General features: G+C 73.4%; 22 protein-coding genes and 1 pseudogene. 11 read left to right on the forward strand and 12 right to left on the reverse strand.

All coding sequences use genetic code 11. The annotated features are described in order from the left end of the window. Positions 1-52: 52 nt before the first annotated feature. The 6 genes and pseudogenes from GA0074704_RS15520 (at position 53) to GA0074704_RS15555 (ending at position 4,711) form a co-directional block, all read left to right on the forward strand. Positions 53-544 carry a hypothetical protein gene (locus GA0074704_RS15520; protein WP_088971176.1) on the forward strand — a complete coding sequence of 164 codons (492 nt, stop codon included), beginning with the start codon at positions 53-55 and terminating at the stop codon, positions 542-544. Between the two features lie 534 nt (positions 545-1,078). Continuing rightward, on the forward strand, positions 1,079-2,266 hold the full coding sequence (locus tag GA0074704_RS15530; RefSeq protein ID WP_088971177.1) for a helix-turn-helix domain-containing protein: 1,188 nt from the start codon (positions 1,079-1,081) through the stop codon (positions 2,264-2,266). A gap of 268 nt (positions 2,267-2,534) precedes the next feature. Next, positions 2,535-2,858, forward strand: a pseudogene (locus tag GA0074704_RS29770) (hypothetical protein); the annotation flags it as partial. Beyond that, positions 2,855-3,073, forward strand: a complete 219-nt coding sequence (locus GA0074704_RS15545; RefSeq protein WP_088971180.1) for a hypothetical protein — start codon at positions 2,855-2,857, stop codon at positions 3,071-3,073. The pseudogene GA0074704_RS29770 and the gene GA0074704_RS15545, both read left to right, overlap by 4 nt. 35 nt (positions 3,074-3,108) lie before the next feature. Then, on the forward strand, positions 3,109-3,405 hold the full coding sequence (locus tag GA0074704_RS15550) for a hypothetical protein (protein WP_088971181.1): 297 nt from the start codon (positions 3,109-3,111) through the stop codon (positions 3,403-3,405). 127 nt (positions 3,406-3,532) lie between these two features. Further along, complete coding sequence (locus GA0074704_RS15555; protein WP_157743699.1) at positions 3,533-4,711, forward strand: glycoside hydrolase family 26 protein; 1,179 nt, start codon at positions 3,533-3,535, stop codon at positions 4,709-4,711. Here GA0074704_RS15555 and GA0074704_RS15560 read toward each other — a convergent pair. Next, the gene (locus tag GA0074704_RS15560) at positions 4,632-5,546 is read right to left on the reverse strand and encodes an AfsR/SARP family transcriptional regulator (RefSeq protein ID WP_231926459.1); all 915 of its coding nucleotides are present in this window, start codon (positions 5,544-5,546) and stop codon (positions 4,632-4,634) included. The two genes, GA0074704_RS15555 and GA0074704_RS15560, sit on opposite strands and share 80 nt — an antisense overlap. A 292-nt stretch (positions 5,547-5,838) precedes the next feature. Between GA0074704_RS15560 and GA0074704_RS15565 the strand changes: the two genes are divergently transcribed. Beyond that, positions 5,839-6,513, forward strand: coding sequence for a hypothetical protein (locus GA0074704_RS15565; protein ID WP_088971183.1), 675 nt, complete (start codon positions 5,839-5,841; stop codon positions 6,511-6,513). Between the two features lie 35 nt (positions 6,514-6,548). On the opposite strand, the gene GA0074704_RS15570 is transcribed toward GA0074704_RS15565, so the two are convergent. From GA0074704_RS15570 to GA0074704_RS15585, 5 genes are all read right to left on the reverse strand, one after another. Further along, positions 6,549-7,163 carry an HD domain-containing protein gene (locus GA0074704_RS15570; protein ID WP_088971184.1) on the reverse strand — a complete coding sequence of 205 codons (615 nt, stop codon included), beginning with the start codon at positions 7,161-7,163 and terminating at the stop codon, positions 6,549-6,551. Positions 7,164-7,240: 77 nt separating this feature from the next. Then, complete coding sequence (locus GA0074704_RS15575; RefSeq protein WP_269458925.1) at positions 7,241-8,941, reverse strand: long-chain-fatty-acid--CoA ligase; 1,701 nt, start codon at positions 8,939-8,941, stop codon at positions 7,241-7,243. Between the two features lie 70 nt (positions 8,942-9,011). After that, positions 9,012-9,179: a hypothetical protein gene (locus tag GA0074704_RS29060; RefSeq protein ID WP_172880565.1), complete on the reverse strand. Its 168-nt coding sequence runs from the start codon at positions 9,177-9,179 to the stop codon at positions 9,012-9,014. Positions 9,180-9,263: 84 nt separating this feature from the next. After that, a complete protein-coding gene (locus tag GA0074704_RS15580) occupies positions 9,264-9,977 on the reverse strand; it encodes a polyamine aminopropyltransferase (RefSeq protein WP_088971185.1) in 714 nt (237 codons plus the stop codon). Positions 9,978-10,107: 130 nt separating this feature from the next. After that, complete coding sequence (locus GA0074704_RS15585; protein ID WP_088971186.1) at positions 10,108-10,488, reverse strand: hypothetical protein; 381 nt, start codon at positions 10,486-10,488, stop codon at positions 10,108-10,110. Positions 10,489-10,726: 238 nt separating this feature from the next. Here GA0074704_RS15585 and eccB point away from each other — a divergent pair, with 238 nt between their 5' ends. After that, entirely contained in the window at positions 10,727-12,115 is a 1,389-nt protein-coding gene (eccB, locus tag GA0074704_RS15590) for a type VII secretion protein EccB (RefSeq protein ID WP_088971187.1), read from the forward strand. A 4-nt stretch (positions 12,116-12,119) separates the two neighbouring features. On the opposite strand, the gene GA0074704_RS15595 is transcribed toward eccB, so the two are convergent. The 4 genes from GA0074704_RS15595 to GA0074704_RS15610 form a co-directional block, all read right to left on the reverse strand. Then, entirely contained in the window at positions 12,120-12,725 is a 606-nt protein-coding gene (locus tag GA0074704_RS15595; protein WP_088973706.1) for a class I SAM-dependent methyltransferase, read from the reverse strand. 181 nt (positions 12,726-12,906) lie between these two features. Then, complete coding sequence (locus GA0074704_RS15600) at positions 12,907-13,773, reverse strand: carbohydrate ABC transporter permease (RefSeq protein WP_088971188.1); 867 nt, start codon at positions 13,771-13,773, stop codon at positions 12,907-12,909. Beyond that, positions 13,773-14,729: a carbohydrate ABC transporter permease gene (locus GA0074704_RS15605; RefSeq protein WP_088971189.1), complete on the reverse strand. Its 957-nt coding sequence runs from the start codon at positions 14,727-14,729 to the stop codon at positions 13,773-13,775. Before GA0074704_RS15605 ends, GA0074704_RS15600 begins: the two co-directional genes overlap by 1 nt. Continuing rightward, positions 14,726-16,120, reverse strand: coding sequence for an ABC transporter substrate-binding protein (locus tag GA0074704_RS15610; protein WP_088973707.1), 1,395 nt, complete (start codon positions 16,118-16,120; stop codon positions 14,726-14,728). The genes GA0074704_RS15605 and GA0074704_RS15610 overlap by 4 nt, the downstream gene beginning before the upstream one ends. Positions 16,121-16,236: 116 nt before the next feature. Between GA0074704_RS15610 and GA0074704_RS15615 the strand changes: the two genes are divergently transcribed. From GA0074704_RS15615 to GA0074704_RS15625, 3 genes are read left to right on the forward strand one after another with little or no spacing between them, the layout of a single operon-like run. Then, complete coding sequence (locus GA0074704_RS15615) at positions 16,237-17,277, forward strand: zinc-dependent alcohol dehydrogenase (protein WP_088971190.1); 1,041 nt, start codon at positions 16,237-16,239, stop codon at positions 17,275-17,277. Then, entirely contained in the window at positions 17,274-18,092 is an 819-nt protein-coding gene (locus tag GA0074704_RS15620) for a sugar phosphate isomerase/epimerase family protein (RefSeq protein ID WP_088971191.1), read from the forward strand. The genes GA0074704_RS15615 and GA0074704_RS15620 overlap by 4 nt, the downstream gene beginning before the upstream one ends. A gap of 23 nt (positions 18,093-18,115) precedes the next feature. Continuing rightward, complete coding sequence (locus GA0074704_RS15625; protein ID WP_088971192.1) at positions 18,116-19,477, forward strand: MGH1-like glycoside hydrolase domain-containing protein; 1,362 nt, start codon at positions 18,116-18,118, stop codon at positions 19,475-19,477. Here GA0074704_RS15625 and GA0074704_RS15630 read toward each other — a convergent pair. Together GA0074704_RS15630 and GA0074704_RS15635 are read right to left on the reverse strand one after the other, a co-directional pair. Continuing rightward, positions 19,439-20,143 (reverse strand): CBS domain-containing protein, encoded by a 705-nt coding sequence (locus GA0074704_RS15630; RefSeq protein WP_088971193.1) that lies wholly within the window; start codon positions 20,141-20,143, stop codon positions 19,439-19,441. The two genes, GA0074704_RS15625 and GA0074704_RS15630, sit on opposite strands and share 39 nt — an antisense overlap. Before the next feature lie 121 nt (positions 20,144-20,264). After that, positions 20,265-21,503, reverse strand: coding sequence for a hypothetical protein (locus tag GA0074704_RS15635; RefSeq protein WP_088971194.1), 1,239 nt, complete (start codon positions 21,501-21,503; stop codon positions 20,265-20,267). Positions 21,504-21,508: the final 5 nt, after the last annotated feature.

Genomic DNA, 21,508 nt, shown 5'->3' on the forward strand with positions numbered 1-21,508 from the left:
GCAGGGCCAACTTTGGCGACCGGAGTCCGCGGCAGGAGCAGAGGTCTGAGGATTGACCGACGGCGGAGCGAAGTTGGCCGCCTTTGTCGAGCAGGAACTCAAGGCTGAGCGTGACCGCCGGGTGTCGATTGACGCTCGCGGGCAGTCCGTCGTAACCACGTCCGGTAGCCTGGTAACCCTACTGGCGGCGTTGGGTGCCTTCGTCACCAGCCAGGACAAGTACCAGCTTCCGCAAGCCGCGTTGCTGCCGCTGGTCGTGACGCTGACTCTGTTCGCTGTAGCAGCGTTTCTGGGGATCCTCGCTACGTACAACTTCGCGTATCGGGTGGCCGATGGCTCGACCCTGTCCGCGATACCCCAGCACATGAAGGACAGCGAGGAAGTCGCCAGCAAGAACATCACGAACACGAACGTCTTGACCGTCCTCACCATGCGCGCGGGCAACAACAAGAAGGCGTTACTGCTTCTCATTGCGATGTTCATTCAATTGGGCGCGCTGGTCGCCTTGGCCACGACCCTGTATGTCGTGCTGGCGTACGCCTAGCGTAGTCGCCCAAGTACCCCGACCGAGGCGGTTGGTGCTCGCTGGTGGAACGCGGCGACGTCGGATATGTAGTCGTCACGCTCGTAGCTCTCGGCGCGGTCCGACGCTCCGTGCCCGCGCTGATCGAGTGCGATCACCCGCCAACGGGGGCCAACGCCTCGGCCAGCGGTGCGAATGCCGACGCTTCGTTGTAGTGCCCGTGAAGAGCCAGGAGCGGGGCGCCCACACCAGCACAGTCCAGATTGGAAAGCCTTCGACTCCCAACCGCGAAGAACCCACGCATGCCCAGGATGCCAGACCCGCTCGTTGTCGGCGGTCGGGCAGCGCTGAGTGGTCGGTCGCCGTGCCCGATGGTAGGGGCGGCGGCGGTTGACGGTGGCCAGCTCCGTGCGGGCTCAGGACGGCAGCGTCGCAACGACCACTTCAGATGGTGGGTGTCGAGGTGACCCGGTGTACCGTGCGAGTGATGGCCGATCGAGCCGAGCGAGGCTCGTCGGTTCTCTACACACCTCCAGCAGGGAGGCGGGCGAAGGTATGGGCGACAGGGCCGAGACGATCGGCGCGCGGATCCGCTACTGGAGGATGCGCCGGGGCGGTATGAGCCAGGCCGTTCTCGCCGGACTGGCGGGAGTGAGCCAGTCGTACGTCTCACAGGTCGAATCCGGCCGCAAGGCCGTCGACCGGCGCTCGACCCTGGTGGCCATCGCGGCCGCACTGCAGGTGACCGTGGCCGACCTGCTAGGCCAGGGCAGCGAGACCGGGGATCCGGCCCGGGAGCGGGCCGCCGACTGCGTTCCGGCGATCTGGTCGGCGCTCATCGAGATCGAGGATGGCGAACGCCGGCCGCTGACCCGGAGCCGGGACGAGCTGGCCGCCAATATCGCGCGCAGCGACCAGCTCCGCAACCGTTCCAACTATCCGGCCATGGCCCGGATGCTGCCTGGCCTGCTGCTGGAGGCCGCCGCCGTCGGCGGAACCGTGCTCGCTCAAGTCGCGTACCAGGCTTCGACGTGTCTGAGGAATCTCGGCTATCGGCACCTAGCGCTCAATGCCGCACGGGTGGCGGTGGCCGCCGCCGAGCACGCCGAGGATCAGGCGTGGCTTGGCGCGTCCCGGTTCGCCTACACGCAGAGCCTCCCGATCGAGTCGGCGGCGTTGGCCGCCCGGGCTGCCGACCGGTCGCTTGCCGAGCTCCAGACCGGTGCCGAAGACGAGCGGGTCCGGCAGATGCTCGGCCAGCTGCATCTCTCCGCCGCGCTCACCTCGACGGTCAGTGGGCGGTCGGACATTGCTCAGGACCATCTCGTCGAGGCCGCTCGCGAGGCGGCCACGCTGGGGGATCCGCCCGACGGCGCCGGATTCAACGGCTGCGGATTCGGGCCGACCAACGTCGGGCTGTGGCAGATGTCCATTGCGGCCGAGTCGGGCGAGCCCGGCCGGGTCATCGAGCTGTCCAGGACGGTACGGCCGCAGGTGCTCACCGCGTCGATCCGGCAGTCGTCGTACTGGCTCGACCTCGGCCGGGCGCTTACCGAGTCCGGCCGAGACCCGGAGGCGCTGGCGGCCTTCGTCCGCGCCGAGCAGGCGGCACCCGTGCCGTTCGCGCTGAACCCGCTGGCGCAGGACGCCGTCGTGACGATGGCGCAGCGGGTGAAGCGGCGTGCCGTCCCCCACGAGCTGCGCCTGCTCGCAAGTCGTCTGGGCATCAACCTGGCGTCATAACCAGCGGTAATTCCGCGATCACCGAACCGCCCTAGTGTCCGGTTCGGGTGCGACGCGGTCAGGCCCTCTGCCGACCGGCTGTCGTGCCCTTACCTGCGGAGGTGGGGATGGGTGGTCGGAGAAACGCTTTCCGGCGAGGTGTGGGACAGCAGATCCAGAGAGCTGAGCAGGAAGCGGCGAAACGCCGGATCCTCGCCCTGGCCGAAGCGGGTCAGATGGAGCCCGAACAGGCCAGCGGGCGCGTCATGTATGACGCTTTCCTGCTCGCGGTGGCGCTCACCCTGGCCCGGCGGCACCGGCCCGTCTGGTCCTGGCGCAGGTGGCGGCGGGTCTGCCGGTGCGGGGCCGACCTGCCCTGCCACGTCCGGCACCGGCTGCCGATCGGTCGCGGTCACTGGCCCGGCGGGGAGACCCGGTGATCGACCAGGAGCGACGGATCCTCGCCGTGCACGTACGCGGGATCGACGGGATGTGCGCGGGGTGCCGGGCGTGGTGGGCGCGGCTGACTCCGTACCCCTGCTGGCAGGTGGAGTGGGTGACCAGCCGGCAGGCCCGCGCGGTGACCGCCCGGTTCCTGGGGGTCGGGACGTGAGCGTCCACGGGCCGGTGCTGCCGATCTGGACCTGCGGTGGTTGCGGCGCGCCGTGGCCGTGCGCGACCCGACGACGGGAACTGCGAGCCGAGTACGCGGACGCGCCCGTCTCCCTGGCGCTGTATCTGGGCGCGCAACTGGTACGCGCCACGGCCGACCTGAGCTGGGCGCCGGCTGGCACGCTGCACCGGCGTTTCCTCGGTTGGCTGCGGTGAGCGCCGAACGCCCCACCGGCGGGTACGGTCGTTGCATGCGTGTTCCCACCGCCGCGACCACCGCCGGCTCCCTCATCGGTGGCTGGCAGCTCGCCCGCCGCACCGGCAACCGCCCGCTGGGCGGCCTCGTCCTCGCCGCCGGCGGTGTGCTGGCCGGCCGGGAGTGGGCCCGGCGGACCAGCCCGGCGGTCACGGCGGCGCTGGTCGTCACGTACGTCGGTGCCTTCGGCCTGTCCCACCCGCTGGCCCGGCGGATCGGTTCCTGGCCCTCGGTGCTGGCGGTCTCGGCCCTCACCGCCGCGGCCTCCTACGCCCTCGCGGACCGCCGCTGAGGTGATGTTCGAGCGGTTCCACGCGTAGGGCGAGGGCCTGTGGCGGACCTGTGACGGATCTGTGGCGGGCCGGCGGATGATTCCCCCGGCGGCCACCCGGCCGCCCATCCCCGCGAAAAGGAGAGACATGCGCCGACTGATGGCCATGTTCGCCGCCGCCGCCGTCGCCCTGGTCACCCTGCCGACACCCGCGCACGCCAGCACCCCCACCGTGTTCGGGGCGTCGGTGTACCAGCCGTCGGGGCAGACGTTCACGCAGGCGCTGGCCAACGCCGTCTCCCGCTACGGCACGCTGCCTGTGCTGCGGGTGTTCTACCCCGGCGCGCCGGGTGCCTGGACGGACGCGAAGCTGAACACCCCGGGCCGCTCGACCGTGGTGTCCTTCAAGTACGACGCGGACACCGTTCTCACCGGTGCCGCCGACGACTACCTGCGCTCCTGGTTCGCCGCCGCGCCCCGTGACCGGGACATCTTCTGGTCCTACTACCACGAGCCGGAGGACGACATCCGCGACGGCGCGTTCACCGCCGCCGCGTACCGGGCCGCCTGGCAGCGCATCGCGGGGCTGGCCGACCAGGCGGGCAACTCGCGCCTGTACGCGACCACCATCTGGATGGACTGGACGCTCGACCCGAAGAGCGGCCGCAACTGGCGGGACTACTACCCCGGCGCCGCGTTCGTCGACGTGATGGCGTGGGACGTCTACAACTTCGACGTGGCCAACTCGGAGACCATGGCGACGCACAACGCGAACCGTCCGGGTCTCGAGGTGGCCCGCTCGGAGGGCAAGCCGTACGCGGTCGCCGAGATCGGCGTCGACGACCACGCGAACCGTCCGGCGATGCTCCGGGAGATCGCCCGGTGGATGCGCGGAACGGCCGACGCCCGCTTCGTCACGTACTTCGACGCCACCGGCTGGCCGCAGTACGACCTCAACGGCGACACCGCGAGCATCCAGTCGTGGAAGGAGGCGGTGACCGGCACGCTCTTCGCGGGCACCCCGACCATGACCACGACCGCGGGACCGGCCGCCCCGACGGCCTCGACGATCCAGTGGAGCACCCGGGTCGACCCGGCGCAGAAGGTGGGCTGGGTGTCCTGCGCCTCCTGGCGTACCAGCGGATCCGACTTCCTGGAAGGTCCCCGGCAGTACGTGGCGGGCAACCCGGAGACGGTCACCTGCGACCGCACCGGCCTGCCGGCGAACACGTCCTACCGGGCGCGGATCAAGTGGTGGGACGCCCAGACCGGGGGCTCCCTGCTCTACACCAGCAACACCGTCGACCAGGTGACCGCCGCGAGTTGACGGCGGGACCGGGCGACCGGCCGGGTGCCCCGCGAGGGTCACCCGGCCGGTCCACCGCCGGATCGGCGTCCCGGACCGCCGGGGCGCTCTCCCCGCGCAGCAACGCCTCGTGCAGGGTACGGATCCGTGCGCCCGGCTCCACCCCGATCTGCTCGCCGAGCATCGCCCGGAGCCGGCGGTAGGCGTTCAGCGCCGCGACCCGCTGACCCGAGCGGTGCAGCGCCAGCATGAGCAGCGCATGCACCTCCTCCCGGAACGGGTGCGCGCCGGCCAGCTCGGTCAGCTCCGGCACCAGGTCACGATGCCGGCCCAGGTCCAGGTCGAGGTGGATGCGGCGTTCCAGCGCCGTCAGCCGGCGTTCCTCCAGGCGTACGGCGGCAGCCGCCAGCGGTGGGGTCTCCAGGCCGTCCAGCGCCGGCCCCCGCCAGAGCTTCAGCGCGGCCCCCAGGGCCGCTCTGGCCTCGGCGACGCGGCGGGCGGCGGACAACACCTCGGCCCGGCGGATCTCCTCGTCGAACCGGCGCAGGTCGAGCTCCCAGCCGTCGAGGTCGACCAGGTAGCCGGTGCCCTCGGTGACGATGATGTCGCCTCCCGGGCGCGCGGCCCGCAACGCCCGACGCAGGGTGCCCACCCGGTTCTGCACCTGGGCTCGGGCACTGGTCGGTGGATGGTCACCCCAGCCGGCCGCGATCAGCCGGTCGATCGAGACCGTCCGCCCCGGGTCGAGCAGCAGGGCCGCCAGGATGCACTCGCTGCGGGTGCCGCCGAGCGGCACCCGCTCGCCGCCGACCCGCACCCGCAGCGGACCCAGCAGCGCCAACGTCTTCGATGCCAACAGGCCCTCCCCGTGTGACCGCCCGCCATCGCGCCCGCGAAGGGAACACCGGCCGGAGGTCGAGGTCCATCGACTTCCTGTCCGGGCGCCCGAGACGCCCGGCCACTGACCGGCAGCCTACAAAGCTTCGGCGCTGACCGTGGACCCGTCGGGGTGGTGGCCCGGCCGGCGACGGGCCGGGAACCACCGGTTGGCCGTCGCCGAGCCGGGGCCCTCCCGGCGCGGGCCGCTGGTCTATCCTGCTGTCGCCGTCGTGAGTGGACACGCGGGCGGCGAACGGGGGAGCGGGACATTGAGCACGTCGATCACGGCGGGGGACACCCTGCCGCTGCGGCTGTGGGCGACGAGGGTGCTGCTCGGCGTCGGCGTGGTGCTGACGCTGTGCGCGGGGAACACCTGGCTGTTCGGTGCGATCGGCGTGGCGCTGGCGATCGGCGCGGTCGCGTACCTCGCCCAGCTCAAGGTGGTCGCCGCGGGCCCGCCGGACCGTGCCGCCTCGGTCGCCACGGTGGCGCTCTTCGTCGGGCTCGCGCTCGCGCTGGCCGCCGGCGCCGGCCTGCTGGCCCGCTGGCAGTTCGGGTACGAGTACGCCGCCCGCTACGGCACCCGCACCACGGTGACGCTCTCCGACCGGTGCACCGTCCACGAGAAGGTCTACCGGGGCAGCATCCACGCCTCCGACCACACCGAGTGCGAAGGGTCGACGTGGACGGCCGACGGGCGGCGGCACACCGGTGACGCCGTGCTGCGCTGGGACTCCTTCGACGGGGCGAAGCCCCCACGGCAGGTCGAGGCGAACGCGGTGGGCGACGAGGCGTACAGCGTCATCCCCGACCGGGAACGGTCCTCGGCCGCCCTCTGGGGTGGCGTCCCGCTCTGGGTGCTCTGGGCCGGCCTGGCCGGCGCCGGCGTCGGCCTGGTCGTGCTCGGCGCCCGGGGCCGGCTGGGCCTGCGCGACCTGGACTGAACCGGCCGCGGGCGGTGCCGCCCGGAACAGGCCCGTCAGCTGATCCGGTGCCCGTGGCGGCGCGCCAGGCCGGTCAGGTCCGGCTCGCCGAACTTCTCCACCAGCGCCGCGAAGCCGGCGACCTTGTCCGCGCCGAACCGGCTCACCTTCGCCGCGTACGACGCGCAGGTGAGGAAGGCGGGCGGCGTCGACTTGCTGTGGAACTTGTCGGCGTACATCACCAGCTGCTCCTCCTCGCTGTCGGCGGTGTAGTCGTCCACGGGCAGCGGCAGGCCCTGGCGTCGCACGTCCTCGCGGGTCAGTCCGACCCCGGTGTGGTGGGAACAGAACCGGCCCAGCTCGTCGGGCAGCCCGAGGTCCCGCAGCAGCGCGTGCCCCAGCACGCCGTGCCGCAGGTAGTTCGCGTGGTCCAGGCGCCCGGTCGAGTCGTAGAGGCGGTAGACGCCGATGTCGTGCAGCAGGGCGCCGGCGCGTACCAGCTCGACGTCCAGCGGTGCGCCGTGCCGGTCGAGCAGCTGCTCGGCGACCTCGCAGACGATCCGGCAGTGGGTGTGGACCAGCTCGAACGCCTCCTCGCTCGGCGCGAACCGCTCGTGCAACGCCCGGATCTGCTCGTCGGTCGGAAGCACCGACGTGCGTTCGATCGTCACCTGCCGTCACCCGTCCCGCGTCGCCGTCACCGCCGGCAACACCATACGGGTCGGGCCGCCGGCCGGCAGCGGGCCGGTCAGTCGCCGGCGAGGAGGCGGTCGCGGACCTCGCGGCGCAGGACCTTGCCGATCTGGGAGCGGGGCAGCTCCTCCACCGGCACCACCCGGCGGGGCACCTTGTAGCCGGCCAGGTGCTGGCGGCAGGCGGCCCGGATCTCCTCCGGCTCGCCCGCGGCGTCGGGGTCCAGCACCACGGCGGCCACCACTTCTTCGGCCCCGTCCGGGCCGGGCATCCCCACCGCGGCGGCGTCGCGTACGCCGGGCAGCCGGCGCAGCGCCTCCTCCACCTCCGACGGGTAGACGTTGAACCCGCCGGTGATGATCATTTCCTTGATCCGGTCGACCACGCTGACGAAGCCGTCGTCGTCCATCACCACCACGTCGCCGGTACGCAGCCACCCGTCGGCCAACAGCACCTGCGCGGTCTCCTCGGTGCGACGCCAGTAGCCGCCGAACACCTGCGGTCCGCGGACCAGCAGTTCGCCGGGCTCACCGGTGGGCCGGTCCCGGGACGGGTCCTCCGGGTCGACGATCCGCACGTCGGTGGAGGGGAACGGGATCCCGACCGTGCCGGGGCGGCGGGCGGGGGAGACCGGGTTGCCCAGCGCGATCGGGGACGCCTCGGTCATCCCGTACCCCTCGACCAGCAGCCCACCGGTCACCGACTCCCACAACTCGACCGTGGCCGGAGGCAGGGACATCGCACCGGAGAGGGCGTACCGGGCCGAGGTGAGGTCGACGCCCCGCTCCCGGGCCGCCGTGGCCAGCCGCTCGTAGATCGGCGGCACCGCGGGCAGGAACGTCGGCGGCCGGCGGCCGACGGCGTCGAGCACCTGGTCGAGGTCGAAGCGGGGGAAGAGCACCATGGTCGCGCCGATGCCCACCGAGAAGGTGAGGCAGAGGGTGAGCCCGTACGCGTGGAACAGCGGCAGCACCGCGTACACGGTCTCCTCGCCGTCGCGCAGGCCCGGCACCCAGGCGCGGCCCTGCGCGGCGTTGGCCCGCAGGTTGCGGTGGCTGAGCACGGCGCCCTTCGGGGTGCCGGTGGTGCCGCCGGTGTACTGGAGCAGCGCGGTGTCCCCGGCGCCCGGCGCCGGGTGGTCGGCGGCCAGCGGGGTGGCCGCCGCGAGCAGCTCCGCCCAGGACAGCGCGCCGGGGGCCGGCGCGGTCATCGCCGCCCGGGCGGCGCGGGCCTTCGCCAGCGGCAGCCGCAACGCCCAGCGCTTGCGCCGGGGCAGCGCCCGGGTCAGGTCGACCGCGATCACCGTCCGCACCTCGGCCCGGCCGGTCACCGCCGGGGCGATCTTGTCCCACACCACGGCGACCCGCGCGCCGTGGTCGGCGAGCTGGTGTTCCAGCTCCTGCGGGGTGTAGAGCGGGTTGTGCTCGACCACCACCGCGCCCAGCCGCAGCACGGCGTAGAAGGCGACCACGTGCTGGGGGCAGTTCGGCAGCACCAGCGCCACCCGGTCGCCGCGACCGACGCCGAGGCGGCGCAGCGCCTCCGCGGCGCGGGACACCTGCCCGGCCAGCTCGGCGTACGTGGTGGTGGCGCCGAAGAAGTCCAGCGCCACCCGGGGGCCGAAGCGGTGTGCGGCGTCGGTCAGCAGGTCGACCAGCGAGCCGTCCGGCAGGTCGATCTCCGCTGGTACGCCGGGGGCGTAGCTGCGCAGCCAGGGCCTCTGGTCGGTACGGTCCATCGCCGCCTCCTCGCTCACCGCCAACGCCGCCCAGATTAACCTACGCGTTGGTAACCTACGGGAGCGTAGGTGGGCGTGGTGGTCGGGATCAGCGCCGGGAACGCACCGACTGGCGACCCTTGACGAAGGCCAGGACGATCACCGCGACCAGGGCGATCAAACCGATGATCACCAGCCAGCGGGCCGCCTCCAGCAGCAACCCGAGCAGGATGAGCGCGCCGCCGACGACGCCGACGACCCAGAGCAGGGCCCGCATGTTCGCCTCCCGTGACCGACGTGTCCCCGGCGGGGACACCCGGCCCCGCCTTCCCGCTCCGGCCGCGCCCATGCCGGCCGCCGGTCAGCGGCGGGCGACGTACACCGTGTTGGCCGACTCGCGGCGCTGCAACGGGTTGGGGAAGCGGACGACGTGGGCCAGCGAGGTCGGGAACACCTCGGTCAGGATCCGCTGGAACTCCCGGTCCGGCGGGTCGTTCGACCAGAGCGCGAAGACCCCCTCCGGGCGCAGGTGGCGGGCCATCCGGTGCAGCCCCTCCACGGTGTAGAAACCGGCGTGCGACGGATGCAGCACGTGCCGGGGGGAGTGGTCCACGTCGAGCAGGATCGCGTGGAAGAGCCGGTCCGGGTCGTCCGGGTCGAAGCCCGCCCCGCTCTCCACCGCCGCGAAGAAGTCGGACCGCACGAACCGGGTACGCGGGTCCGCCGCCAGCCCCTCGGCGAAGGGCAGCAGGCCCCGCCGGTGCCAGTCGATGACGTCCTCGATCGCCTCGACCACCACCATCGAGCGGACCCGGGCCTCCTCCAGCACCGTACGGGCGGTGTAGCCGAGGCCCAGGCCGCCGACCACCACGTCCAGACCGTCACCGGTCAGCGGCGCGAGCCCCAGCCGGGCCAGCTCGATCTCCGCCACCGGGAACAGGCTCGACATCAGGAACTCGTCGTCGAGCTTGACCTCGTACACGTCCAGGTCGAGCGACGGGTCCCGGCGCCGGCGCAGGCTGATCTCCCCGATCGGGGTCTCCCGCCAGGCCAGTTCTTCGAATCGGATGCCCACGCGGTCCCTCATTTCCGGCCGGTTCCGTCGTCGGATGCTACCGGCCCGACCATCCCGCCCGGGCCGGCATGCGGCCACACGACCTGGACGGATGCCGCCCGGGCCATCCCCGGCCGGGTACGCCCGCCGATCACCACCGCCAGAGCGCGGCCCCCGCCACCCCGGCCAACGCGACGGCCCCGAACACCGACGCCGGCCCGGAGGCGCCCCGGCAGCGCAGGGTGACCGCCGCCGTGGCGGTGAGCAGCAGGGCAACCGGTCCGGTCACGACCAGCCAGGGCTCCCAGCCGGCCGCCTCCCCGCTGCCCGAACCCACCGGCCCGGCGGTCAGCAACCACCCGCCGAAGAGCGTGCCCGCCCAGCTCACCGGGGTCAGCGCCGAGGTGGCGGCGGCCAGCGCCGCGAGCGTCGGCGCCGGCCGAGAGGAGTCGGGGCCACGAGTGGCGTCGGCGATCGGGCCGCGGCGGGGCACGGCGGGTCGGAGTCCCGGTCGGCGGGCGGCGGTGATCACGCGGCGACGCTACGCCCCGGCCGGCCCGGTCCGGATCAGCCGTGGGGTCCGGCCGGGTGGACCGGCGTGCCGGCTGCCTCGCCGCTTCGTCCGGCCGCCCCGACCGGCGGGTGGGTCGTGTTCGGCCCGAGGGGCTTCGGGCGGGCCGGGTGGCGGCGGCTCGGCGGACACGCAGGGTCCCCGGGATGTCGACGGAACGCTTATCCTGTGCGCCGACCGTATCGCCGGAAGGGACCGCATGCCGTCGCGGCAGGACCAGCTGCACTCGTACCAGTTCACCGTCCAGCGGGCGGTCGCCGCCCTGGTGATGCGGGAGACGGACCCGGCCAGGTCGCCGTTTCGCCGGCTCGCCGGCGCCGGGCTGGCCAGCGTCCTGGTCGCCGCGATCGCCCTGGGCGGCTCGACACTGTACGGACTCTTCGCCAGCGGTGGCACCAAGTGGCGGGACTCGGACGCGGTGATCGTGGAGAAGGAGTCCGGCGCCCGGTTCGTCTACCGGCAGGACAAGCTGCACCCGGTGCTCAACTACGCGTCGGCGCTGCTGATCATCGGCGCGGAGCAGCCGAGGACCGTGCTGGTCTCCCGCCGGTCGATCGAGGGGGTGCCGCGCGGGCTGCCGCTCGGCATCGCCGACGCCCCCGACTCACTCCCCGCCCCCGGACGGCTCGCCACCAGCGGCTGGACGGTCTGCTCGGTGCCCGGCGCCGACCCGGACCGCCCGGGTGCCCGCTCGGCGCTGCTGATCGGCCGGGACGTCACCGGAGGCCGACCGCTGCGCGAGGACGGGCTGCTGGTGCGGCACCCCGACGGCACCCTGCACCTGGTCTGGCACCAGCGGCGACACCTGATCCGCGACCCCGACCGGGTGCTCGCCGCGCTGGCCGCAACCCGGGAACGGGCCGTCCCGGTGGCGCCCGCCCTGCTCAACACCCTCACCGCGGGCGTCGACCTGGCCCCGCTGGCCGTACCAGGGCTGGGTGGGCCGTCCCGCAGGGTGCCGGGGGCCACCGTCGGCACCGTCTACCTGGTCCGCAACACCGGCGGTGGCCGCCAGTACGCGGTGGTCGAGCGGGAGGGCCTGGCCGGGATCACCGAGCTCCAGGCGAGCCTGCTGCTCGCCCGTACCGGCCAGGGTGCGCCCGAGCAGCTCAGCCTCGGTCGCTTCGCCGAACTGCCCAAACTGCGCGACCGGGTGCCCCGGGGCGCCGCCGCCCCGCCGTCCTCACCACCCCGGCTGGCCGGCACGGAGGGGGGCAGCGTCTGCGCCCGTACCGGCGACGACGGTGGCGCCCGGGAGTTGCGGCTGGGCGGCTCGCTGCCGGATCTCACCGGCGCCGCGCGGACCACGCCGTCGGCCGGTGGTCCACCGCTGGCCGACCACGTCCTGGTGGAGCCGGGCCGGGGCGCGGTGGTGGAGAGCGTCGCCGCGCCGGGCGCCACCGGGGGCGCCGTCTCCGTGGTGACCGATCTCGGGCGCCGGTACGTCCTGGCCGACCGGGCCGTGCTCGGCATGCTCGGCTACCGCGACGTGCGGCCGGTACGCCTGCCCGCCGGGCTGGTCAGCCTGGTGCCGGCCGGTAGTCCGCTCGACCCGGAGGCGGCCCGCGCGGTCGCCGCACCCGGCTGACGGGTCAGTCGGCCGGGCGGCGCAGGGCGGTGACCGCGAAGGTGGCCTCGTCGTGCCAGGGGCGCAGGTCCCAGGTGGCGAAGCGGTGTTCGAGGCGCAGGCCGACCGCGGCGGTGTCGGCGTCGAAGTCGGGCAGCCGGTAGCCGCGGTCGGTGCCGAAGCCGACCACCAGCAGCCCGTCGGGGCGCAGGTGGGCGGCGATCCGGCCGAGCACCTGCCGCTCGGTGCCCGGCGCCACGAAGGCCATCACGTTGCCCGCGCAGACCGCCGCGTCGAACGGCTCGGCCTCGCCGTCCGCCGGCAGGTCCAGCTCGGCCAGGTCACCGACCAGCCAGCGCGGCCCGGGATGGTCGGCGCGGGCGGCCTCGACCAGAGCGGGATCGGCGTCCACGCCGACGACGGTGTGGCCCCGCTGGGCCAGTGCCGCGCCCACTCGACCCGTGCCGCAGCCGGCGTCGAGGATCCGCGAACCCGGGGCCACCATCGCGTCGATGAGTCGCCCCTCACCGGCCAGGTCCACCCCTTCGGCGGCCAGCCGGCGGAACCGGTCGATGTACCACTGCGAGTGCTCGGGACCGGTCTCGGTCACCCAGCGGGTCGGGTTCGCCATGCCGCCACGGTAACCGCCCCGCCGGCCGGGCCCACGGCGGAGCCGGGCCTCCGGGTCGGAGTCGGCGTGCCGGACCGTTGGGGCCATGGGAGTCGTCCGAGCGTGATACCTCAGAGTCATATCGATGACTCTGAGGTATCACGCTCGACCGGCTTGTTTCCTCCGCCGCCCGGCCCTGGGCTCAGCCCTTCTCGGCGCCGCTGGTGAGGCCCTCGGTGAGCAGGCGTTCGCTGGCGAAGAAGAGGATGACGATGGGGAGGGTGAGCAGCACCGACCCCGCCATCAGCACCGTCTTCGGCACCTCGACGCCGTCGGAGAGCAGGGACAAGCCCAGCGACACCGTCCACCGGTCGGGCTTGTCGACCAGGAACAGCAGGGCGAAGAAGAACTCGTTCCAGGCGATCATGAAGTCGTAGAGCGCGACCGCCATGATCGACGGAGCGGCGAGCGGCAGGCTTACCCGACGGATGATGCCGAGCCGGCCGGCGCCGTCGATCGCCGCGGACTCCTCCAGGCTGACCGGGATCGTCTCGAAGTAGTTCTTCAACATGTAGACCGACACCGGCAGGGTCTGCGAGATGTAGACCAGCACCAGCCCGAGCAGCGAACCACGCAGCCCGGCCCGGGTGAAGACCACGAAGAGCGGGATCGCGATGACGATCGACGGGAACAGGTAGACCGCCAGGAACAGGAAGCTCACCTGCCGCCGGCCGAAGAACCGCAGCCGGGACACCGCGTACGCGCCGGGGATGGAGACCAGCAGGGTGAGCAGGGTCGCGCTGACCGCGACGATGCCGCTGTTGCGGATGAAGGTGAGGAAGCCCTGCCCGCCCTCCTCGACGGACTTCAACACCTCGGCGTACGTCGAGACGGTCAGCTCGCCGAACGGCACGAGCAGCGCCCCCGGGTCGAGCAGCAGCCGCTCGATCGGGCGTACCGACAGCACCAGCATGTAGTAGAAGGGCAGCACGGTGACCAGCAGGAAGGCCACGATCACCACCCGGCGCAGCCAGCGCAGGGTCACCGTCTCGATCTGGTCCCGGTCCATCACGCCTCCTTCCGTGCGGTGAAGAAGCGCAGGTAGATGCCGACGAAGATGATCAGCACGACGGCCAGGACGACCGCCTGGGCGGCAGCCGCCCCGATGTCGGTACGCGCGGTGAGGAACTGGTAGACCCGGACGCTGACCACCTCGGTGCCCGCCGCGCCGCCGGTGAGCAGGTAGACGTCGTCGAACTTGTTGAAGGTCATGATGAACCGCAGCAGCGACAGCAGCGCGATCACCGGCAGCAGCTGCGGGAACAGGATGTGCCGGAACCGCTGGGTCGGGGTGGCCCCGTCGACCCGGGCGGCCTCCTCCAGTTCACCGGGGACCGCCTGGAGGCGGGCCAGCAGGAAGAGGAAGGCGAACGGGAAGTACCGCCACGCCTCGAAGCCGATCACCGTCCACAGCGCGGTCGAGTCCTGGGACAGGAACGGGATGGGGGTGTCCCAGCCGAGGAACCGCTGCCCCCAGTTGTTGACCAGGCCGAGCTGCGGGTCGAGCAGCACCTGCCAGAGGAAGGCGACGGCCACCACCGGCGCCACGTACGGCAGCAGCATCGACGCCCGGACCAGGGTGCGGCCCTTGAACGGCCGGCGCACCACCAGCGCGGCGACCAGGCCGATCGCGATCGAGCCGAAGGTCGACCCGATCGCGTAGAGCAGGGTGGTCCAGAGCGTGTCGGCGAACCCGGGGGTGTGCAGCACCCGGTCGAAGTTGGACATGGTGAACTCGCCGAAGAGCCCGGTCTTGCGCAGCGTGGCCAGGCGTACCCGCTGGAAGGCCAGGACCACCGTCCAGACGATCGGGACGCCGATCACCGCGACCACGACGAGCAGGGTCGGCGCGACCAGCGCGAGCCCGGCGCGGGCCTCGCGCTGGCGCAGCGTCACCGGCTTGCGGCCGGTGGGCGGCCGCTCCCGGGTGGGGGAGCGGCCCGCCTCCGGCGCGGTGGTGGTCAATTCACACCGGCCTTGATCGCCTCGACGTCCTTCTTGGCCCGCTTGGCCGCCGCGGCGGCGTCGGACTTGCCGCCGACCACGTCGGCCAGCGCCTTGGGTACGGGCAGCTCACCGAGGATCGCCCCGACCAGCTTGCCCTGCCCCTGCGGCAGCCCCCACCGGGTGAAGGTGTCCGGGCTGCGGCCCAGGGTGTCGAGCACGTCCTTGCCGTAGACGTCGGAGAGGGGCTTCTTGGCGTCCACCCCGGCCTGGCTGGTCCGCCAGGCGGTCAGGAACTTCTCCTTGTCGTCGGCGGTGCCCTTGCGGACCGGGAACCGGCCCTCGGGGGACATGCCGAACCAGCGCGGGTAACCGTCGGAGAGCATGTACTCCACGAAGGACTTCGCCGGGTCGCTGGCCGCGCCGTCGAGGACCGCCCACGAGCTGATCTCGCCGTACTGGGCCGGCTCGGTGGCGTTCGGGCCCTTGATCGCGGTGACGAAACCGCTGTTCTTGGCCAGGAACGTCGGGTCGGCCACGCACTGCGGGCAGGTCGGCTTGGCGTCGTTGCGCAGCCCCGCCATCTCGTCGAGGATGAACGGCGACCAGACCACCATGGCCGCCTTGCCGGCGAAGTAGGTGGCCCGGGTGGTGTCGACGTCCTGCGCGCCCTTGACCGAGTGGTTCTTCATCAGGTCGCCGTAGAACCGGAACGCCTCCACGCACTCCGGCGAGTCCAGCTTCACGTCGCCCGCGTCGTCGGTGAGCTGGCAGTTGTTCGCCAGCGCCAGGTGCTCGAAGGTCTGCTGGGTGAAGACGTCGCCGGGGGCGGTGGCCGCGGTGATGCCGGCGACGCCGCCGGTGTTCAGCCTGGTCGCGGCGGCGGTGATCTTCTCGTACGTGTCGGGGGCGGGCAGGCCGGCCGCGTCGAACAGGTCCTTGCGGTAGACCAGCAGTTGGCCCCACCCGTCACTGGGGACGGAGAGCTGCTTGCCGTCGTCGGAGGTCAGCTCCAGGGCGCGGGGCGAGAAGGTCTCCTTGCCGAGCTTGTCGACGATCTGCGCGTTGGCGTCCGGGTGCAGCAGTTCGTTGCCGGCGAGCGTACGGATGCCGGCCAGCGAGACCGAGCCCACCACGTCGGGCAGCTCACCGGCCGCCGCGCTGGAGGCGATGAGGGAGGGGAACTGGTCCTCGTTGACGGGGACCAGGTTGACCTTGACGCCGGTCTTGGCGGTGTAGTCCGCGATGATCGCCTTGGTGGCGTTCACCCGGTCGGCCACATCCTCGAGGCTCCAGACGGTGATCTGGGAGTTGTCGCTCTTGGGCTCGTCGTTGCCGCAGGCCAGCAGGCTGGCCCCGGCCAATGCCATGATCAGGGTTGAGGCGAGGATCCGCGTCGGAGGGGATGACACCGGTGGCACTCCTCTCGAAGGGTACATGAAGGATTCAACGTCTTGTACTGATCAATTACAAGACATATAACTATTTTTGTCATTCGCACCAACCCGGCGCTTCCGGGAAGTGACTCATGGGCAATTGGGTTGTCTCACTCGCCGGGCCCCGACGGATCAGTCTGGAGCCCTGCGCCTCCGATCCGCTCGGCCCCGGCCAGGTGCGGGTCCGCACCTGCTACTCCGGCATCTCGGCCGGCACCGAGCTCACTCTCTACCGGGGCAGCAATCCCCGGCTCAGCAAGGACTGGGACGACGTCACCCGGATGTTCGTACCCCGTCAGACCCCCGTGCCATACCCGCTGGTGGGTTTCGGCTACGAAGAGGTCGGCGAGGTGGTCGAGGTGGCCTCCGACGTCTCCGACCGACATCCGGGCCAGACCGTCTGGGGCATCTGGGGGCACCGGGCCCAAGCGGTCGTACCGGCCGGCGCGGTCACCCCGCTGCCGTCCGGAATGGACCCGCTGGCCGCGGTCTTCGCCCGCCCCGGCGCCATCGCACTCACCGCCGTCCTCGCCGCCGACCTGCACCTCGGGGACTGGGTGGGGGTGTTCGGGCAGGGCGTCATCGGGCTGCTCGCCACCCGGCTCGGCATGCTCTCCGGCGCCCGGGTGGTCGCCGTCGACCGGGTGCCCGCCCGGCTGGCCATGGCCGCCCGGCTCGGCGCCCGGCTCACCGTCGACGCCGGTGTCGAGTCGGCCGCCGGCATCCTGCACAAGGCCACCGACGGCCGCGGCGCGGACGTCTGCCTCGAGCTGTCCGGGGCGTACCCGGCCCTGCACGAGGCGATCCGGGCCACCACCCACGCCGGCCGCGTGGTGGCAGCCGGCTTCTACCAGGGCCCCGCCGACGCTCTCGGCCTCGGCGAGGAGTTCCACCACAACCGCATCCAGCTGGTGGCGGCGCAGGTCTCCGGCCCCACCCCCGCGCCGGGCATGGCCGGGCGGTGGACCGGCACCCGTGTCGCGCACACCTTCATGGAACTGGTGGCCGAGGGCAACGTCGACCCGTTGCCGCTGGTGAGCCACGTCGTCGACGCGAGCGCGGTGGCCGACGCGCTGGCGCTGCTCGACCACGGGGCCGGTGACGTCCTACAAGTCGTGCTGAGGTTCTCATGACCATTCCCATCGCCTGCCAGGAACAGCTGCTCCCCGGCACCGACCTGATCCAGAAGTACGCCCTGGCCGCCTCCCTCGGCTACGACGGCATCGAACTGCGCGGCCGCGCCGACTTCGCCCTCGCCCGCCGACTGCCCGAGCTGCGCCGGGCCCGGGCCGCCGGGGTGGCCATGCCCACCGTCTGCGTCGAGATGGACCACTTCATCGGCGACTTCGACCCGGCCCGCTCCCGCGACGCCGTGGCCAACCTGCGCTCCCAGCTGTCGGTGATCGCCGAGCTCGGCGGCATCGGGGCGATGACCCCGGCCGCCTGGGGCATGTTCTCCCGCCGGCTGCCGCCGTTCGAACCGCCCCGCTCGCCCGCCGGCGACCGGCAGGTGCTCGTCGACGCCTTGGGCGAGCTGGGCGAGCACGCCCGGGCCGAGGGAGTCACCCTCTTCCTGGAACCCCTCAACCGGTACGAGGACCACATGGTCAACCGGCTGGAGGACGCGGTCGCGCTCTGCGCCACGGTGGGGCTGCCCTCGGTACGGGTGGTGGCCGACACCTTCCACATGAACATCGAGGAGGACGACGTGCACCGGGCGCTGCGCGCCGCCGCGCCGTACCTCGGCCACGTGCAGGTCAGCGACTCCAACCGGTGCCAGCCCGGTGCGGGTCACCTGGACTGGGCGGCGCTGCTGCGCACCCTGCTGGAGCTGGACTACCGGGGCTGGCTCGCCCTGGAGTGCCGGCTGCGCGGCGACCCCGTACGCGCCCTGCAACAGGCCGCCACCGTGCTCCGGCACGCCCAGCCCCGGCAGGCCGCCGCGTGACCGCCCCGGGACCGGCCGCGCCCATGGTGACCGGCGACGGGGGCGGGCCGGCCGAGGCGGACCAGCTGCGCCGGCTCGCCGTGGCCACCCTGGACGGCAACTGGGAACACGACCACACCGTGCCGTCGCGCACCCTCTACCCGCACCAGTGGAGCTGGGACTCGGCGTTCATCGCGATCGGACTGGCCCACGTCCGCCCCGACCGCGCCTGGCAGGAGCTGCGGACCCTCTTCGCGGCCCAGTGGGCCGACGGCCGGGTGCCGCACATCGTGTTCAACCCGCGGCTGCGGGTCGGGGCGTACTTCCCGGGGCCGCAGTTCTGGGGATCGGAGCGCGCCGACGGCGCCCCGGCCGCGGCCACCTCGGGGATCGTGCAGCCGCCCGTGCACGCGCTCGCCGCCTGGCTGGTGCACCGCCGCGCGCCCTCGACCGCCTCGCGGGCGGCGCTGACCGAGCTCTATCCCGCCCTGGTGGCCCAGCAGAGTTACCTGACCGAGCGGCGGGACGTCGCCCGCGGCGGGCTGGCCTGCGTTGTCCACCCCTGGGAGTCCGGGCTGGACAACAGCCCCGCCTGGGACGAGCCGATGGCGGCGGTACCCGCCGACGCCGCCGTGATGCGCGCGTACACCCGGCACGACACCGCGCACGCCGACGCCGCGCACCGCCCCACGGACCTCGACTACGCGCGCTACCTGGCGATGGTCGAGTCGTACCGCCGGCACGACTACCGCGACGACGGCCTGGCCGACCGCCACCCGTTCCTGGTCGAGTGCCCGCTGTTCAACGCCGCCCGGGGCGCCGCCGAACACGCCCTCGCCGACATCGCCGGGGTGATCGGCGCCGACCCCGTTCCGCACCGCGACCGCGCGCGGCGGATCACCGAGGCCCTGGTCGACCGCCTCTTCGACCCGGTCACCGGCACCTTCCAGCCCCGCGACGTCCGCGCCGACCGGTTGGTGAGCGCGCGGACCGCGCTCGGCCTCACCCCGCTCATCCTGCCCGACCTGCCGCCCCGGCAGGTCGCGGCGGTGGTGACCGAGGCGGGCTCGGCCCGGTTCGGGCTGGCCCGCCGGATGGACCGGCCACTGCCCAGCCACGACCGGACCGCCGGCGACTTCGAGCCGCTGCGCTACTGGCGGGGGCCGAGCTGGATGAACCTCAACTGGCTTCTCTGGCGGGGACTGCGCACGCACGGCCGCCCCGACCTGGCCGCCGGACTGCGCCGGTCGATGATCGGCCTGGTGGCCGGGGCCGGCTGCCACGAGTACTTCCACCCGGACACCGGCGCCGGCCTCGGCTCGGCCGCGTTCGGCTGGACCGCCGCCCTGCTGCTGGACGCCCTCGCCTCAGGCGATGCCGGCCGGGGTGGAGCCGCCGAGGCGTAGCGCGGCCATCGGCGCGTCGTCCACCGCGTACCCGAGCGCGTCGACCACCTGCACCACGCCGCTGACCTGCGCGGTCAGCCGCAACGCGAGGTGCACCGTGGACCAGCGGTCGAGCTGGCCGGTCAGCGTCACCACGCCCTCGTGCACCGTCACGTCGACGGCGGTGTCCGGCACCGCGAGCACCCGGTGCAGCACCTCCTGCACCACGTCCCGGCGGATGTCGTCGTCCGGGCGCAGATGCACCGCGAGCAGGTCACCGCGGGTCACGATGCCGACCAGCCGACCCAGGTCGTCCACTACCGGCAGCCGCTTGACCCGCCGCCCGGTCATCAGTCGGGCCGCCTCGACCAGCGTGGCGTCCGGCCCGACGGTGATCGCCGGGGCGGTCATCAGGTCCGCGGCCAGGGTCGCGCCCGCCTTGATCCGGGCCTGCCGCCGCCGGCGGCCCGGGAACACCCGGCGCTCGTGCGGCTGTCCCAGCAGCTCCACCTTGTGCAGCAGGTCCGCCTCGGAGACCACCCCGAGCACCCGCCGGCCGCCGTCCACCACCGGCACCGCGGTCACCCGCCGGCCGGTCAGCACGTCCACGACCTCCCGGTACGCGGTGTTCTCCCGTACCGTCGCGACGTCCGTCGTCATCACGTCCCGCACCTGCCACGTCCGCATGGTGACCTCCTCGGTTCCCCCTTCGACGCTAGGAGCCGGGCGGCCGGCCCGGCAGGGGCGCACGGACCCCGTCGGAACGGGACCCGTCCCGGTCCACCCGGGCCGGAGGTCCCGCCCGGACTCACTCCGGCCGGTCGCCGGCCTCGGCCGCCGGCAGCTCCGCCGGCTCGGCCACCCAGGCGGAGAAGACCGGCAGGCCGTGCCACGGGCCCGACCCGTCGCCGCGCCGGTCGGTGGCCACCGCGAGCACCGCGTACGGGTGACCGAAGCGCAGCTCGGCGGTGCGGGCGACCCCCTCGGGCGGCAGCGACACCAACCCCATCAGCCCGGTCACCGCGGCGGCCTCGAAGCCGTACCGCGAGTAGCGGGCCACCGCGGCCTGCCGCGCGGCAAGCTCCGCTCCGGGCGCGCCCACCAGCGCCGCCAGGGCCCGCCCGACGGTGGTGAAGCCCAGCCCGTCGGCGGTCAGGTCGTGCTCGTCGGCCGCCGACCAGCAGGGCAGCGTGGCGACGTGCCGCTCCTCCCGCCCACCGGGGGCGTTGGTCGGGACGGTCTCCTCGCGCAGCGTCCACAGCGGTGTGTCGCCCAGCGGCAGCTCGAACAGGGACCGACGCCCGGGCGGGCCGTCCCCGTCGAGCACGGTGGGGGCCAGCTCGTGGGCGGCGGCCAGCACGTCCCGGGCGGGCACCCCGGGGGCGGCGGCGACCGACACCACGGTCAGGCCGCCGCCGTCGGCGTCCCGGGCGTCGGCGGCGTGCACGGCCACGTCGCCGGCCCGCCCGGTGGCGACGATCCAGGCCCGGTGGCCGTGCCGGGGCGTCCGCAGCACCCGGGTGAGCCGCCCCGACCAGCGGCTGCCCGGACCGAGGGCGTCGGCGCGGACCACCTCGAACGGCTGCTCCCAGGAGACCCGGGTGGCCACCGTGCCGGCCAGGGCGAACAGCACGTCCGGGCCGACCGGCAGCGGGAACCTCTCCATCAGGCCGAGGGTGTGCTCGCGTACCCAGGCGTCCAGCTCGTCCCGCCCGGGCAGCGGGCCGGTCCCGGTCGCCTCGGGCAGCGCGGCCCGCCAGCCCGCCCAGCCGGCGGTGTCGTACCCGGGCCGGTGCCAGGCGGCGGTCGCGGCCGCGACCAAGGGGTGCGGGTGGTCGAGCAGCGCGGCGGCCCACCGGCCCGCCGTCGCCGGGTCGGCGCCCAGCAGGTCGGTCAGCTCGTCCCGGTCGGGACCGGTGGCCGCGCCGGCGCCGAGCGCCAGCAGCAGCCAGGCCCCGAGCGGCGAGGCGACGTGGTGCCGGTCGCCGACCGAACCGTGCAGCCGGGCGGCGTAGCGGGCGAGAGCGGCGTGCGGAGTCTGGGTCATCCCTC

The organism is Micromonospora siamensis, from assembly GCF_900090305.1.
Taxonomy (GTDB): Bacteria; Actinomycetota; Actinomycetes; order Mycobacteriales; family Micromonosporaceae; genus Micromonospora; species Micromonospora siamensis.